This window comes from Wolbachia endosymbiont of Phyllotreta cruciferae, from assembly GCF_918697765.1.
Classification (GTDB): Bacteria; Pseudomonadota; Alphaproteobacteria; order Rickettsiales; family Anaplasmataceae; genus Wolbachia; species Wolbachia pipientis.
The window spans coordinates 236,867-252,270 of sequence record NZ_OU953855.1 but is presented as its reverse complement, the minus strand read 5'-3'; the positions used below and the strand labels follow the sequence as shown (position 1 = coordinate 252,270).

The 15,404-nt window shown below is 34.6% G+C and carries 14 protein-coding genes, 1 tRNA gene and 2 pseudogenes; 9 read left to right on the top strand and 8 right to left on the bottom strand.

Features of this window, described 5'->3' with window-relative positions; translation table 11 throughout:
* Positions 1 to 74: 74 nt before the first annotated feature.
* Complete coding sequence (locus NL281_RS01250; RefSeq protein WP_253303014.1) at positions 75 to 1,031, bottom strand: IS5 family transposase; 957 nt, start codon at positions 1,029 to 1,031, stop codon at positions 75 to 77.
* A gap of 234 nt (positions 1,032 to 1,265) precedes the next feature.
* Between NL281_RS01250 and NL281_RS01245 the strand changes: the two genes are divergently transcribed.
* Both NL281_RS01245 and NL281_RS01240 read left to right on the top strand, forming a co-directional pair.
* Positions 1,266 to 2,072 carry a DUF2163 domain-containing protein gene (locus NL281_RS01245; RefSeq protein ID WP_182320644.1) on the top strand — a complete coding sequence of 269 codons (807 nt, stop codon included), beginning with the start codon at positions 1,266 to 1,268 and terminating at the stop codon, positions 2,070 to 2,072.
* A 31-nt stretch (positions 2,073 to 2,103) separates the two neighbouring features.
* Positions 2,104 to 2,190 (top strand) — tRNA-Ser (locus NL281_RS01240).
* Between the two features lie 106 nt (positions 2,191 to 2,296).
* Here the strand turns inward: NL281_RS01240 and NL281_RS01235 are convergent.
* A pseudogene (locus NL281_RS01235) lies at positions 2,297 to 2,667 on the bottom strand (transposase); the annotation flags it as partial.
* A gap of 110 nt (positions 2,668 to 2,777) precedes the next feature.
* Here NL281_RS01235 and NL281_RS01230 point away from each other — a divergent pair.
* Positions 2,778 to 3,647, top strand: coding sequence for an IS982 family transposase (locus NL281_RS01230; protein WP_253303228.1), 870 nt, complete (start codon positions 2,778 to 2,780; stop codon positions 3,645 to 3,647).
* A 14-nt stretch (positions 3,648 to 3,661) separates the two neighbouring features.
* Here the strand turns inward: NL281_RS01230 and NL281_RS09070 are convergent.
* Positions 3,662 to 4,196 (bottom strand): annotated as a pseudogene (locus tag NL281_RS09070) (transposase); the annotation flags it as partial.
* A 359-nt stretch (positions 4,197 to 4,555) separates the two neighbouring features.
* Between NL281_RS09070 and NL281_RS01220 the strand changes: the two are divergent.
* The 4 genes from NL281_RS01220 to NL281_RS01205 all read left to right on the top strand — a co-directional run bounded on the left by NL281_RS01220 (position 4,556) and on the right by NL281_RS01205 (position 8,203).
* Positions 4,556 to 5,530 carry an outer membrane protein assembly factor BamB family protein gene (locus tag NL281_RS01220; protein WP_253303442.1) on the top strand — a complete coding sequence of 325 codons (975 nt, stop codon included), beginning with the start codon at positions 4,556 to 4,558 and terminating at the stop codon, positions 5,528 to 5,530.
* Positions 5,531 to 5,686: 156 nt separating this feature from the next.
* Positions 5,687 to 5,890, top strand: coding sequence for a hypothetical protein (locus NL281_RS01215; RefSeq protein WP_370274002.1), 204 nt, complete (start codon positions 5,687 to 5,689; stop codon positions 5,888 to 5,890).
* Entirely contained in the window at positions 5,883 to 7,271 is a 1,389-nt protein-coding gene (gene lpdA, locus NL281_RS01210) for a dihydrolipoyl dehydrogenase (protein ID WP_253303441.1), read from the top strand. Before NL281_RS01215 ends, lpdA begins: the two co-directional genes overlap by 8 nt.
* Positions 7,272 to 7,273: 2 nt before the next feature.
* Positions 7,274 to 8,203, top strand: coding sequence for a tyrosine recombinase XerC (locus tag NL281_RS01205; protein ID WP_253303440.1), 930 nt, complete (start codon positions 7,274 to 7,276; stop codon positions 8,201 to 8,203).
* Here NL281_RS01205 and NL281_RS01200 read toward each other — a convergent pair.
* The 5 genes from NL281_RS01200 to grxC form a co-directional block, all read right to left on the bottom strand.
* Positions 8,200 to 10,035, bottom strand: coding sequence for a TomO hydrophobic C-terminal domain-containing protein (locus tag NL281_RS01200; protein WP_253303439.1), 1,836 nt, complete (start codon positions 10,033 to 10,035; stop codon positions 8,200 to 8,202). The genes NL281_RS01205 and NL281_RS01200 overlap by 4 nt on opposite strands.
* An 85-nt stretch (positions 10,036 to 10,120) precedes the next feature.
* Positions 10,121 to 11,059, bottom strand: a complete 939-nt coding sequence (gene trxB / locus NL281_RS01195; protein ID WP_253303438.1) for a thioredoxin-disulfide reductase — start codon at positions 11,057 to 11,059, stop codon at positions 10,121 to 10,123.
* The gene (locus NL281_RS01190) at positions 11,046 to 11,645 is read right to left on the bottom strand and encodes a peroxiredoxin (protein ID WP_012673206.1); all 600 of its coding nucleotides are present in this window, start codon (positions 11,643 to 11,645) and stop codon (positions 11,046 to 11,048) included. The genes trxB and NL281_RS01190 overlap by 14 nt, the downstream gene beginning before the upstream one ends.
* A 947-nt stretch (positions 11,646 to 12,592) precedes the next feature.
* Positions 12,593 to 13,465, bottom strand: a complete 873-nt coding sequence (locus NL281_RS01185; protein WP_007550039.1) for a hypothetical protein — start codon at positions 13,463 to 13,465, stop codon at positions 12,593 to 12,595.
* A gap of 115 nt (positions 13,466 to 13,580) precedes the next feature.
* Positions 13,581 to 13,919, bottom strand: coding sequence for a glutaredoxin 3 (gene grxC / locus NL281_RS01180; protein WP_007550037.1), 339 nt, complete (start codon positions 13,917 to 13,919; stop codon positions 13,581 to 13,583).
* Positions 13,920 to 13,987: 68 nt separating this feature from the next.
* On the opposite strand from grxC, the gene ribF reads away from it, so the two are divergent.
* Together ribF and lspA are read left to right on the top strand one after the other, a co-directional pair.
* Complete coding sequence (ribF, locus tag NL281_RS01175) at positions 13,988 to 14,920, top strand: riboflavin biosynthesis protein RibF (RefSeq protein ID WP_253303437.1); 933 nt, start codon at positions 13,988 to 13,990, stop codon at positions 14,918 to 14,920.
* Entirely contained in the window at positions 14,917 to 15,393 is a 477-nt protein-coding gene (gene lspA / locus NL281_RS01170; protein ID WP_006279329.1) for a signal peptidase II, read from the top strand. The genes ribF and lspA overlap by 4 nt, the downstream gene beginning before the upstream one ends.
* Positions 15,394 to 15,404: the final 11 nt, after the last annotated feature.

Genomic DNA, 15,404 nt, shown 5'->3' with positions numbered 1-15,404 from the left:
TTACAAGCAAAATTTCCTGGATTCCAGTGGGCTTTGTTGCATCACACTTTATGAGATGGTGATTTATGGTAAATTCATGTAACTATCTCAAATTTAGCCATACCAATATCAGTGAATTTATTAAGCAAATAGCATTTGATTAGCAGTTCTTTTTCTCGATTTATCTCAGATTTATTCCTAAAACTAAATCCGAATATTTGCTTTAATCTTGAGAAAAACCCTTCAATATAAGATCTTTTCCCATAATTTACTTCTTTTTTCCATTCTTTCATGCCATCTTCACCGTATAATTTTATTAACCTAATAGCAGCATTCCTGTCAGACATATAATCTATTTCTGGATGTTCTGCCGCATTGTTTATTGGTGGAATTTTTGTCTTTATATCGTATTTGTTACACAACTTATAAAACTTGTGCCTATCACATGCTCTATCTGCATATAGTGCTTTTATGGCATGCTGAAAATCAACTTCTTTTAGCAAATCACAAGCTCCATAGTGATCAGAGTAGACACCGTTACTGTATTTTACAGCTATGGCTTTTTTGTTGTTTATATTCAACATTACGTGCAATTTTCTCGTTTGCTCATAGCCACGATATTTTCTGTCAGTGCTATTTTCCTTGCTGTGACCAGGAGTGTTGTTGTATATACTAATTCCTGTACTGTCTATAGCAATTTCGATATCTTCCATATTATTTTTATCAATTCTGCAATCATTTATCTTAATATTAAGTTTCTTAAACCTTCTTGATGCTTGTGAATAGCTGATAACTGCCAAATCTCTTCCTATTTGTTGCAAATACCCTTTTATAAACCCGACTGTTTGTCTTAAACCAATTCTAAAGAAACTGACGATTATATGCACCAAAATCACAACTTTATCACTATAAATATAGTTGCCGCCCTGCATTTTTGGACAATTCTCGTACCAATTTTCTATGGCGTCATTGATATAACAAAAAATGCTTCCTCTTTCTTGGAGAAATTTGTTATATTCATGGCAGTTACTGACTCTCATTTTTTGTGGCATATTTTTTCTTTCAAGGTTAAATGGCTATTTATAATGAATTTTGTCAGTAACTGCCAGTTCTTTTCACTTGAGCGATGCAACAAAGCCATTCCAGTGTCAAGCACTGGAATGACACCCTATGGTCACCGGAATGACGCTTTATGGCTACTTAGATGATGAGAAAAGAACACACTGCCCTTATTCTACTGGCCGTATAGCTACTTTCAAATTTAATCAATTAAGCAGGAGGCCCCTATGCAAACCACACTAAAAAATCATTTAGCTGGAGAATTACTTACCACTGCTACGTGCTGGAAATTAAAGCTCGCAGGTGGAGAAGTAATGGGATTCACTGACTATGATGAAGACTTAAATATTGATAATATACTCTATAAATCTTCAAGTGGATTTACAGCCAGTAGTATAATATTAAACAGCGATTTAAAGACTGATAATTTGGAAATTGAGGGAATATTAAATAGTGTTGATATCAAAGAAAAAGATGTTTTATCAGGAAAGTACGACTTTGCAAATATTGAGATATTTCTTGTGAATTATAAAGACTTGACCCAGGGAACAATGAATCTACATTCAGGAATTTTTGGTAAAGTGACATTAAGTAGTGGAAGATTTATTGCTGAAATTAGAGGGCTCTCAGCAAAGCTTGAGAGAAGCATAGCAGAATTATACTCTCCTGCATGCAGAGCACAATTTTGCGATGATAAATGTAAAGCCGATACTAAAAAATTTAGTAAAATAAGTACAATCACTAAAGTAATAGATGAAAGAAGATTTGAAGACACGAATTTAACTGAGAGTGATGAATATTATAAGCACGGAGTAGTAAAATTCTTTGGCTCAATAGCGTTTGAAGGTGTAGTAAAAGAATATAAAAATAAAGTAGTTACGTTGTTTACTTCGCCTCCATACCAAATTTTTGCTGGAGATAAATATTCAATACTCGCAGGTTGCGATAAAACATTTCCAACTTGCAGAAGCAAGTTTAACAATACTGTGAATTTTCGTGGTGAACCCTATATACCAGGTTTTTATATTGTTTAGCAGTACAATTTTCAATATTATGAATAAGCATGGAAAGGTGGCTGAGTGGTCTAAAGCACACGCTTGGAAAGCGTGCACATATGAAAATATGTCGGGGGTTCGAATCCCCCCTTTTCCGTATGTTACTTCTAGAATAGTATAAAACCCCCGGTCGCGCACACAACTGTACGAACATTGTAATATGGTACAATGTTACAACTATGCGGTGGTAATTTACGATAAATTCATGTAGCCATTTCAAATTTAGCCATACCAATGTCAGTAAATTGATTAAGCAAATAACACTTGAGTAGCAGTTCCTTCCCACGATTAATTTCAGATTTGTTCCGAAAATTAAACCCGAATGTTTGTTTCAGTCGCGAGAAAAAACTTTCTACATAAGATCTTTTTCCGTAGTTTGTTTGCCTTTTCCACCTCTTCATTCCATCTTCGCTGTATGACTTTATTAGTCTAATTGCAGCATTTCTCTCTGCCATACTTTGGATGCTCTGCTGCATTGTTTTTTTGGAGGAATTTTTGTCTTTATGCCGCATTCATCACACAATTTATAGAGTTTATGTCTGTCATATGCTCTGTCTGCATATAGTGCTTTTATGGCATGCTGAAAATTAACTCCTTTAACGCGAATTCTGGATTAAAGGAGAATAGAAAAGGCAAGAAAACAGGGTAAACTCAGCAGTTATAAAAAAATAGATGAGGTTACCCATGGAAGATATAACAAAACTGTTTTGTTTGGTCGATGATTTTTGCAGAGATATAGAGAAAAATTTTGCAGGTAAACTACTGCCAAATGGTAAAAAACCCACAAGAATAACGGAAATTGAGCACTCCGAAATCATGACAATAATCCTGCTATATCAACAATCTCCGTGTAAAAATTTCAAAACTTTCTACCTACATTACCTAACGTTGCTCTACAAATCAGAGTTTCCAAAGTTGCCTTCATATACCAGGTTTGTTGCTCTAAAGCCTAGGGTTTTGTGGCATTTAGCAATGTTGTTGCATTGGCTTTGTGGACAGTCAGAAAACACTGGAATTTCATATATAGACACAACTCCCATTGCAGTTTGTCATGCAAAAAGAATATCCAAAAACAAAGTTTTTGCTGGAATTGCAAAATTAAGCAAGAGTACTTACGGCTGGTTTTTTGGTTTCAAATTACATATGGTAATCAATGAAAATGGTGAAATTCATGCACTTACGCTAACAAAAGGCAATGTTGATGATAGGATACCTGTGCCAAATCTGACGGGAAAATTAACCGGCCTTTTGTTTGGTGACAAAGGTTATATTGCAAAAGAGCTTTTTCAGAAGCTGTTTGACCGAGGTTTGAAACTTGTTACCAAGGTGAAAAAAGGTATGAAAAATGCATTAATTTCGCTAAATGAGAAGATTTTACTGAGAAAAAGGTCTATCATTGAGACTGTTTTTGGTTACCTAAAAAATAGACTAGAAATTGAACACACTCGCCATAGATCCCCTGTTAATTTTTTGGTTCATATCTTTTCTACTCTCATTTCCTATTCCATCAAATCCAAAAAGCCTTCTATTTCCTATACTTTCTTCCTTCCTTAGTCCAGAATTCGCGTTTTAAGTAAATCGCAAGCTCCATAGTGATCAGACCGTTACTGTATTCTGCAGCTATGGCTTTTTTGCTGTTTATATTCAACATTACATGCAATTTTCTTGTCTGTTCATAGCCACGATATTTTCTGTCAGCGCTATTTTCCTTGCTGTGTGTTGTTATAAATGCTGATGCTTGTGCTATCTATGGCAATTTCGATATCTTCCATATTATTTTTATCAATTCTGCAATCATTGATCTTAATATTAAGTTTTTTTTGAAGCTTGCGAATAGCTGATAACTGCCAAATCTCTTCCTATTTGTTGCAAATATCCTTTTATAAACCCGACTGTTTGTCTTAAGCCAATTCTAAAAAGATTAACGATTATATGCACTAAAATCACAACTTTATCACTATAAATATAGTTGCCGCCCTGCATTTTTGGACTATTTTCATACCAATTTTCGATAGCTTTATCGATGTAACGAAAAATATTTCCTCTTTTTTCTAGAAATTTGTTATATTCATGGCAGTTACTAACTCTCATTTTTTGTGGCATATTTTTCCTTAAGCGGTTAAATGGCTATTTTATAATGAATTTTGTCAGTAGCCACCAGATTTTTTCAGTTGCGATTCAACAGAGCCATCCCAGTGTCAAGCACTGGGATGACAGGAAAAGAGGCTATTTGGATGACATCTTTCTTCTTGGTATAAATTACTTTTATATCTCAATGTTCGTACAGCTATGCACGTTGCCGCATAGTGGATGAGGTGTACTACCTCTAAGAGTATACATTATCTCACATAATAATATAATATTTCGTTCATAAATCAACGTTTTTAACATGCAGCAAGAACATTTCCGTTGTAATTAAGGTTCTTAAGATGTATATTAATGAATCTTGTTTTCAATAAATAATGAAAGTAATAATTGTCATGATAATGTTATTGTGTAGCAGTTACACAATGGCAAGCGAGAGAATAAGTCTAGTGGATAAAAAACTATCTCAAGGATATGTAGCTCCAGTGCTTACAGAAAATAGCGTTATTTTATCAGACAAGCACGGCGCTTTATATTCCTTTGATATTGATAACTCAAAGGCTATGAATTGGAAATTACACCTCTCACACAGAAAAAAAATTAGTAACATGAGCCTATTGCGTCACAGAGGAAACGTTTTCTTTATAGTGGATAACGTTCTACACACAATAGATGCAAAAACCGGCGAGATTCAGTGGGAAAAAGAATTGAGAGCTCCAGTAAGAGGGAAAGCAGCAGTAATAAACAATAAATTGGTAGTATTGACTATTGATAATTATCTGTACGTGTTTGATATAAAAGATGGCAGCTTCGTTTGGACTTATCAAAACGGCATCAATGAGGTTCGAGGTTTGTATTCCATATCGCCAGCAATTTCTAATGATAAAATAATAGCGCCATTTTCAAATGGTGAGTTAATAGCTTTTAATGAAGACGGTAAAAAATTGTGGAGCCAAAAATTGGCTACAAACCTTTTGGATACACAGCTCACAGATGTAACTACTACACCGAGAGTGCTTGGCGATACTTTAATAGCTACAAATAATTCTTATATTTATGGTATTGACGTAAAATCAGGGAATATTTTATGGTCAAAGTCACTGCAAGTAAAAAGTGTATCAGACATTGAATCATATTACAGTCCTCTTATTCCTCCAAAGGAGCAAAAAGAAGGCGGAAGAATTTTTATAGTTACTAAAGACGATAAAATAATTGGCCTGGATATAAAAAATGGAGAAACAGTCTGGGCATCTGATTTAATAGAAAATACGCAATTGTTTGCTCCAATTATGCATGCCCATACACTGCTTACTATTACCCACAAATATAAATGTTTGTTGCATAGCTCTTAATGGCATAACTTTTGCTTGAAATAACTGTTTATATGGTGCAATTTACAGCTTTTAGTTGCTAAAATTATAACTCTTAGTTTAATAATTTTAATCTAATAAGCTTTCAGGTTAATAAAATTAAATTATTTGAGTAAATACAATACTATGTTTTTATTTGTGGGTAATAGTAAGCATACACTGTGGGTGACAAGCAATAAAGGTTCAATGTTTGCTTTTCCGGGATCTGAAAGTGCAGGAAAGGTAGTCAAAGTACCTGGTAATGTGTTTCACACTCCAGTGTTTACTCGCAATAAGATATATGTAACAACTGAGGGAAAAGGTGTTTATTCTTTAGAAAATAGGTTTGTTTTTTATGACTGATTATGATTTAATTGTTATAGGTGGTGGCCCAGGAGGCTATAAGTGTGCTATCGCTGCTGCAAAACTTGGATTGAAAGTTGCCTGCATAGATAAAAATAGCATTTTTGGTGGTACGTGCCTGCGGGTTGGGTGCATACCCTCCAAAGCATTGCTCCATTCTTCCTATCAGTATGCTCACACGAAAAATGATCTGTCGAAGCTTGGCATAAAAATTAAGGACGCAAGTTTCGATTTAAAAGAAATGCTAGGCTATAAGGACGCCAGAGTTCAGGAACTTGGAAAAGGTATAGAATATCTGTTTAACCTTCACAAAATCACTAAAATCAATGGGCTTGGGAAAATTACTTCTTTTGACCAAGGTAATCTTGAAGTTTCAGTTGAAGATAAGGTGCTGAAGACAAAAAATATAGTAATTGCAACCGGTTCTGACGTTATTTCTTTGCCAGGAATTAATATCGATGAGAAAGACATTATTTCTTCCACCGGTGCACTATCTTTAACTGAAGTACCAAAAAAACTTGTCGTAATCGGAGCCGGGGCAATAGGGCTTGAAATGTCTTCTGTATGGAGGAGGCTAGGGTCTGAAGTCACTGTAGTAGAATTTTTTGACAGAATCGCTGCAGCAATGGATGGAGAATTAAGTAAGTCTCTATTTTCTAGTCTACAAAAACAAGGAATAAAATTTTTACTTAGCACTAAAGTTGAGGAGATAAAACAAAGTAGTAATTCTTTGAGTGTGAAAGTTTGCTCTGTAAAAGATAATCAAACAAACACTATAGAGGCGGATAAGGTATTGGTGGCAGCAGGACGCAAACCATGTACTGAGAATCTTGGTATTGATGAAAAAATAGAAAAAGATAATCGCGGTTTCGTTCAAGTTAACAACAGATATGAAACTAATGTGAAAGGAATATTTGCTATTGGTGATGTGATCGGTGGAGCAATGCTTGCTCATAAGGCAGAAGAAGAAGGAGTGGCAGTTGCAGAGATAATCGCTGGGCAAGTACCTCACGTTGATTATGAAATTATACCATCTGTCATTTACACTCACCCTGCGGTTTCTTCAATCGGTAAAACTGAAGAGGAGTTGAAAAGTGTTGGCCGTAAGTACAAAGTTGGTAAATGTCAATTTGCTGCAAACGGCAGAGCAAAAATCACTGATGATGCTGAAGGATTCGTGAAAGTGCTGACTTGTAGCAGAGCAGATACAATACTAGGTGTGCATATCATAGGAGCATACGCTGATACGCTAATCAACGAAGCAGCGGTTGCAATGGCATATGGCGCAGCAGCAGAGGATATATACAGAATTTGTCACTCTCATCCTGATATAAATGAAGCCTTTCGAGATGCGTGCATCGATGCTTTCTTTAAAAAATAATTGTGGACCTCGGTTCAATCATTGAAAAATGGTATGAGTGGCTGAGGTGCAACAGATCTTATTCACCAAACACTTTGGAATCATACATGAGGGACTTGAAGGATCTTATAAGTTTCCTAAATACTCACATTGGTGGAGAAGTAAATGTTGGTACTCTGAAAAATTTAAGCATACCTGAGTTAAGAAGTTGGCTTACCTCTCGTTACGCAAGAGGTGTAAACGCAAGATCCAACACTCGAGCACTCTCAGTAATCAGAAATTTCTTCAAGTACATAAAAAACAACCACAATATAGACAATGAAGCTGTATTTTCCTTATCAAGGCCAATTCAGAGAAGAACTTTGCCCAAAGCATTATCAATACCTAATATAAAAACTTTATTGAAAGAAATGAAACTATCCGATCTGGGCGAATCTTGGGTGGTAAAAAGAGAAATTGCAATTATCGTCCTGCTATATGGTACAGGCTTAAGAATCAGTGAAGCGTTGAACCTTAGGGTTAGTGATATTAACAATGAAAGTTTAATAGTAACAGGTAAGGGAGATAAACAAAGGCAGGTATTCATTCTTCCGGTAGTAAAAAAGTGTATACAAGAATATGTAAAAGCCTGTCCTTATCTTGGCACTAATAATGAAACACAATATCTTTTTTTGGGAGTAAGAGGAAAAAAATTGGGAAGAACTTATGTGGCTAATCGTTTGCAGAAAATAAGGAGAATATTAAATCTGCCAGAAATCTTATCTCCACATGCATTTCGTCATAGTTTTGCTACTCATTTGCTTCAGGAAGATATTGACATAAGATCAATACAACAACTGCTTGGCCATTCAAGCCTGGAAACTACTCAAGTTTACACTCACCTCAACTATCAAGATGTTTTTAATATGTATAAAAATTTTCAGCAGAGTTTGGAGAAGAAATCAAAACCTTAACTTCGTTCTAAATCACCAAGCTGAGTGCTTTTAACGTTGCTAAGTGTTGTGTTTGCTTTGTATGAAAAGTAGCATCCAATTGTAAAAAAGGCAAATGCAGTTACAGCAAGTGGAATACATATTTCCAAATTAGGTATTGTTAAACATGCACCAACAGTAAACGCTCCAGACAACACAAAAGCAGCAGAAGCGTAGTTGCTTTGTTTTCTACCAGAAGAAATTGCTTGCGAGGGTTTTTCGTTTTTATTACTCAGACTTTTAGTACGGAGCAGTCTATTTTCTGATGAAAGCCTATCTCTTTCTTCCCTTGCTTGTTTCAAATCTCTTTTTAATTGTGAAATTTCAACAGTGTCACTTGCTCTTCCATACACAATTCTATTAAGTCGAGTTACTTCACTATTTAGATCATTGATTTTTGTTTTTTGAGCCGATTTTTCCTGCCTTAAATCTTTTTCTAATTGTGAAATTTTGCTAGTTTTATTCGTTAGCTCTTGCTCTGTTTCTGCAAGTTGAGCTTTTATTTTTTCAAGCTCAATTACAACTTCTTGAAAAGCTCGCTCAAAACCTGCTGATATATTATTCGTATTTGCCACAGGTTGTTCCACACTTGCAGGAAATTTTTCATTTAGATAATTTTTAATGGACTCAGTTGGCTCACTAGCATTTCTCAATGCAGCAGTAACAATTGCACGATTTATGAAGCAATTATCCTTTACCAATTCTTTTACATCATCTAGATCTTTTCTATTAATAGTACCGGTTAATCGCTCTTTAATGGCTTGTTCAATTATTTGCTTCACCCATGGATTTTTCTCTATATCTTGTATTGGCTTTATTTGACTAAAATCTAGGTCTTTATGTTTTAAAAGTTTAGTCAATACTTCTTCGTTATCTAATGTTATTCCTTGTAAACATGATTGAATAATTAAGCTAAGCGGCGTTTCTATTTCTTCATTTCGGCTTCTTTTCCAGCAATTAGGGTTAAACTCTTGATTTAATGGTCTTTTCGCTTGGTAAATGTTTCCGCTAGAAAGAGCATCTAATAATTCTTTTCCTTTCTGTGCTCTTTCTAATTCTAGTTTTATTGTGTCCTCAAATCCTCTTGCAATACAATTCACAGAGCTTTTATATTTATAATTTCTGACATTAGTGCTTGCATTTGGGTGCGTGAGCAATATTTTTACCATATCTCTAGCTCCAACTTGGCAAGCAATATGTAGGGCTGTATTTTTTTGTATTAAGGGTGTCCTTACCTCCTCCTTTACACCGTCATAGCTTTCTGTCAAAACCTTGAAACCAATATTTTCTTCATGATATCCTACAAAATGATCAGTAGTAAACCATATAGGTTCATTATCATCTTTCGTTACTATTTCATTACTATCAATGTACTTGAATTTACTAGCGTTTATTGATCCCCGTCCATTTCTTAGTGTAAAGCGCTTGGAACCCGAAAAACCATCACGTACTATTTCTTTTCCAAGGTATTGAAAAACTACATGACCTTGGCTGTCTTTCTTTTGCCTTTCCTCATAAACATATTCCCTACTTCGAGCGTTAATATCGATACTGCTATTTTGTATAAGCAATTTAGCCATTTTTTCTAACATGGGTTGTCTACCATAAGTGACATCACAAGCTCTAGCAATAGACATCAAAGGTGTCATGCCTTCTTCATCAAACGCATTAACATCCGCATCTCCTTCCAAAGCTTGTTTAAAAGCTTCTAGGTTTTCTTCACCAATAGCTTTAAATAACTTTTGTGTCGGTGCATCTAGAGTTCTCTGATATCTGTAACCATTAGTATTTGTCCTATTCTCTCCATAAAGCATATTAAACCCATCTAATAATTTACTAACATAATTATGTAAAAGAAAAGGAAAATTGCAAGCAATTTATCTAAAATCCTAGAATTAACTACGACTCCAAAAACTTTTCTGCATCAAGCGCAGCCATGCATCCTGTTCCTGCTGCAACTACTGCCTGACGATATACCTTATCTTGAACATCACCTGCAGCAAACACTCCTGCCCTACTAGTTAAAGTTGTTCCAGGTTTTGTAATGATGTAACCCTGCTCATCCATTTCAACAAAGCCTTTAAAAATACCCGTATTTGGTGCGTGTCCAATTGCAATGAACACTCCATCCACTTCTAACTCTTGAGCTTCCGTTGATTTAACTATAATACCAGTAACTTTTTTTGGATTTTCTTCTCCAAGAATCTGCTCCACGGTATGGTTCCACATTACTTTTATTTTATCATTTTTAAAGAGCCTATCTTGCATTACTTTTTCCGCTCTCAATTTATCACGCCTGTGTATTAATATCACTTCTTTGGCAAATCGAGTTAAAAATATTGCTTCTTCAACAGCAGTGTTTCCACCACCGACCACAGCTACAACTTTATTCCTAAAAAATGCACCATCACAAGTTGCACAAGCTGAAACTCCGTAACCTTGAAATTCCTTTTCACTCTCCAAACCAAGCCATTTTGCTTGCGCACCGGATGCAATTATAATTGCATCCGAGTAGTAGTCATTGATATTACCAGAAGATCTAAATCTATACTCATTAAAGTCCTCAAGTTGTTCAACGCTTTTTATCTCATCATCTATTATTTTTGCTCCAACCTTCTCTGCATGCAACCTCATCTGCTCCATTAGTTCTGGACCCTGTATTGAAACAAAACCAGGATAATTTTCAACATCTGTAGTAATTGTAAGCTGACCACCAGGCTGCATTCCCGTTACTACAACTGGCTCTAAGTTTGCACGTGCTGCATATATAGCAGCAGCATAACCCGCTGCCCCGGATCCAATAATAAGAACTTTTGTACTAAATCTATAATTCTTCACTGTATGAGTTTAGATAATCAGCTACTCCTTCATCGCTTGCCTGCATTGCTGGCTTACCTTTCTTCCACCCTGCTGGACATACTTCACCATGCTCCTCATTATGTTTAATTGCATCAACGATTCTAACAAATTCATCGATATTACGCCCTAAAGGCAAATCATTTATCGATTGATGACGTACAATAAATTTATCATCAATAACGAAAGTTGCTCTCAGCGCAATTGAGTCATCATATAAGACCCCATAGTCTCTTGATATAGACTTTTTGATATCAGACACTAAAGTGTAGCTAATCTCTCCAATACCACCATCATTAACTGGAGTGTTTCGCCATTTATAATGTGAAAATTTTGAATCTACACTTATTCCTATCACTTCAACACCACGCTTTGCAAACTCATTTATTCTATTATTGAGCGATATCAATTCAGTTGGGCAAACAAAAGTAAAATCAAGTGGATAGAAAAAAAGGACAGCATACTTATTTTTTATGCGCTTACTCAGACAGAAATCATCAACAATTTCTCCGTCAGAGAGAACAGATGAAGCAGTAAAATCGATAGCAGATTTTGTTACAAGATTCATAATTAACCTATTCTTTTAAAATAACTTCAATTTTACATCTTGATAAACTTATATGCAAGTTTTCTTTGGTTTTAGTCCTATAAAAACTTCCTAAAATAGCTCTTCTTTTTTACCGATAAGATACAATCCAGGTTGGAATACTGAGTTGGTGAGTATAAAATTCTACGTCATGCCACCGCGAACCGTCATACCGCTACGGTATCTCAGCCGCTCACAAGTAGCGGGATGACGAGCTTATCGTCATGCCACCGCGAACCGTCATACCGCCACGAACCGTCATACCGCGATTCATTCGCGGTATCTCTAGATCCCGCTAACAAGTAGCGGGATGACGGTTGTCGTTTAGCTATAAATGTTAAAAAATTTACCAAACGAAAAAAAAGGCAAAAGAAGCCCCGTGGTTGGCTAATTACTTACATTATACTTTCAAGTATGGCGTTTTTTTATTCTAAACGTTTAATAACCGCGATTCAGTTGCTTTTAAGCCGCAACTAATCTAAATTGTAAACATTAAGAAATTTACCAAACAGAAAAAAAGGCAAAAGAAACCCTAGGGTAGCTAGTTATTCACTATCCATTTTTTAAGTTGGCGTTTTTTTATGTTTTAAATGCTTTATAAGCGCATTTTAGCTTATATTAGGTAAAAACCTAGAAGTTTTATAAAGACATAAGGTGCACATAGTGCAAAAAATTAAACATGAGACGCCAGATACGTGAGTTTTTTGTCATTTAATCTGTACAGAGAAGATAAATAAATAGCTTCAGTTTCATGATAAGGGAGTTGGCGGAGTTTGTCAAGGAAGTTTTTCGTTTCTATAGCTACTTGAATAACGGCTACAATGTTCATACAGCTATGTACATAGCTGAAACCCAAAAAAAGAACCAAGTAGCCTTGGCTACTTGGATGACAAAAGGTAATACAAGAAATCTATTGGCTCTCGTATATCTTAGTGAAACTTAACAAGTTTATCTATAGTTTTAGTGATGATTCTTGGAGTATCCGGAGAAACTGCTGAGCTCAGCCTATTTAACCGCTCTATAGCGAACTCGCTATTCTCATTTGCTATGAAATCACATAAAATATTTTCTATATCCTTAGTAACACTTTCATGCTTTCTAAGAGGATGATTATGTGGATACCTACTGATGGTTTTGATACTGGAATACTCAACAAAAGCTTGATCCTTAAAAGCAAGTTGTCTCAATTTCTCTTTGAATTTTCCTTCTTCCTCTTTTGCTAAAAGGCGAGACTTTATCAGTGACTTTATAATCAAATTTATAGCTTGATGTATTTCAGAATGCACTATAACTTTAATGGTATTTTCTTCTACTATACAATCATAAATATTTTTTTCGCTCTGTAACGACTCTATTAATTTCTTGCTACTTTGTGAATTCAATTCCAAATTCTCCTCACTCATAGGAGTTATTATGAAGGTGTTCTTACTCACTCTGATGTTAAATTGTGGAGAGCCTTCAGAAAAGGAAAATGCTACATCCTTAAATTCAAGTGCATGATTGTATGCAGCAAAAAGGGTGTGTGCTATAACACTGCTGGGCACCTTCATTCCATGTTTACTCAGGTGGTTCAATACATTTTCAACCTCATGATATGTAAAGTCTGTATCTTTTAGCAATTCAACAACTTCTATGCCGTTGTGTTGTTTATACTCTATTCTCACTTCTTCTGTAAAAAGTGTTTTAGCTGCTATATGTTTATCAAGCACTGTGAAAATCTTGATGAAATTCTCTAAATCTTGTTTGTTAACTAATTCGATACTAATTAAGTTTCTGCTAATAATTGAAATATTTTTTGTCATTTTTTCCCACTAAAAAAACTCACTGAATGAATTGTATTTTTAATTCATTAAGAATTGTTTAAAGTGAGCATACTAGTTTTCATTTACGTATTACACGACAAAACAAGATAAAAAGTTACATAAAATCATCATGTGGTATAACACACTCTCCACATTCATCATTGCTGTTTGTGTAGGTTGTGACATCAGTGTGATTGTCATTATTATTTAGCATATCATCCAACTTTCCTTCTTTTTCAAGATCCATCAATTTGTCACACCCCCCAATGTGCTTATCGTTGATAAAAATCTGTGGAACTGTTCTAACGTTATACTTTGATTTTATGTCGTTAAATAGATCTGAGTTTTTGAGCACATCAATTTCTTCATACTTCACACCTTTTTTATCTAGTAAATCCTTTGCCCTTATGCAGTATGGACAGCCCTTCTTTACATATATCACAACATTTTTCACAATTTATCTCCGTAGCTTACTAAAATATAGTTATTATATATAAGAAACATGTAAAAACATCAAATTGTATGAAAATTATTTATAATTGTGAGCAAGGAATAGAAAATAATATAGCACTAACCTTCGGAAATTTCGATGGCATTCATTTAGGACACGAGTTTGCAATTTCTACTCTAAAGAAGGTAGCACAAGAAAGAGGATTACCCTCTGCAGTTTTAACTTTTGAGCCTCACCCATCAACTGTTTTATTTGGTAGAAACAATTTTAGGTTAATAGACCAAGAACAAAAAAAGGAACTAATCAGCAGCTATGGTATAGATTACTTATATATTATTAATTTTAATAGAGGTTTTTCTGAGGTTAGCTGCGATGACTTTATCAGTGAGATTTTAATAGATAAATATGGCGCTAAACACATAATTGTCGGAGAAAATTGCACTTTTGGTCATAAACGATTGGGTAATATATTAACTCTAGAGAAATATTCTGAAATATATGGATACTCTTTGACTAAATTAGAGCCATTAACAATTGACGGCAAAATTTGCTCTTCTTCTTCAATAAGGGAGTATGTACAAAGGGGCGAAATAGAAATTGCTAATAAATTGCTCGGCAGGCCTTATCAAGTTTCTGGTGTTGTGACAAAAGGTGCATGTAGAGGTAGAGAAATAGGATTTCCAACCATAAATATTCCTATAGAAGATTGCATGATAAAACCTAAGTTTGGCACATATTACGCTAGAGTGACTTTTCCTGATAGTAATCCAAATTGGTTATATGGAGTAGTCAATGTTGGTATGAGACCTACATTTAAGGATCTGAAAAAGCCTATAATAGAAATGCACATATTCGGTTTTGATGAAGACGTATATAGTCATAAAGTCAATATACAACTTTTAAAATTCATAAGGTCAGAAAAAAAATTCCATAGTATTGAGGAGTTAACAAAACAGATAAATTATGATATACTTAAAGTTTATAGGTTAAAGGCAAATTTATGAAAAAGTTATGCTTAGTTGTTATATTAATTATAGTATTGATTGACCAAACGAGCAAATTGTACATAAACTCATTGATTGATGAAGGAGAATCAATTGAGATCGCTAGTTTTATAAAACTAGTTGAAGTTTGGAATTCAGGTATTAGTTTTGGAATGTGTAGCGCTTTACCACATGGCGGTTTCTTTTTTTCAGCATTTTCAATACTAATAATTGGTATACTTGCATATTTGATATACAAGTCTGACGATCAGTCAACTTACCTTGGTTTTTCTCTGATGATTGGTGGAGCAATCGGAAACGTAGTTGATAGGATCTATTGGGGAGCTGTATATGATTTCATATATTTTCATATTGATGATTGGTATTGGCCAGCCTTTAATTTAGCAGATTTATCTATAGTTTGTGGAATGTTTACATTGTTATATAAGTGGTATATATACGATATGCTTATTTCTAAACAAAATGAGGAATAAAATAATTGTTT

What these genes read in the sequence shown, in the direction of transcription:
- NL281_RS01250 (WP_253303014.1), bottom strand. Translation starts at nt 1,031, where the DNA reads ATGCCACAAAAAATGAGAGTCAGTAACTGCCATGAATATAACAAATTT.
- NL281_RS01245 (WP_182320644.1), top strand. Translation starts at nt 1,266, where the DNA reads ATGCAAACCACACTAAAAAATCATTTAGCTGGAGAATTACTTACCACT.
- NL281_RS01230 (WP_253303228.1), top strand. Translation starts at nt 2,778, where the DNA reads ATGGAAGATATAACAAAACTGTTTTGTTTGGTCGATGATTTTTGCAGA.
- NL281_RS01220 (WP_253303442.1), top strand. Translation starts at nt 4,556, where the DNA reads ATGAAAGTAATAATTGTCATGATAATGTTATTGTGTAGCAGTTACACA.
- lpdA (WP_253303441.1), top strand. Translation starts at nt 5,883, where the DNA reads ATGACTGATTATGATTTAATTGTTATAGGTGGTGGCCCAGGAGGCTAT.
- NL281_RS01200 (WP_253303439.1), bottom strand. Translation starts at nt 10,035, where the DNA reads ATGCTTTATGGAGAGAATAGGACAAATACTAATGGTTACAGATATCAG.
- NL281_RS01190 (WP_012673206.1), bottom strand. Translation starts at nt 11,645, where the DNA reads ATGAATCTTGTAACAAAATCTGCTATCGATTTTACTGCTTCATCTGTT.
- NL281_RS01185 (WP_007550039.1), bottom strand. Translation starts at nt 13,465, where the DNA reads ATGACAAAAAATATTTCAATTATTAGCAGAAACTTAATTAGTATCGAA.
- ribF (WP_253303437.1), top strand. Translation starts at nt 13,988, where the DNA reads ATGAAAATTATTTATAATTGTGAGCAAGGAATAGAAAATAATATAGCA.
- lspA (WP_006279329.1), top strand. Translation starts at nt 14,917, where the DNA reads ATGAAAAAGTTATGCTTAGTTGTTATATTAATTATAGTATTGATTGAC.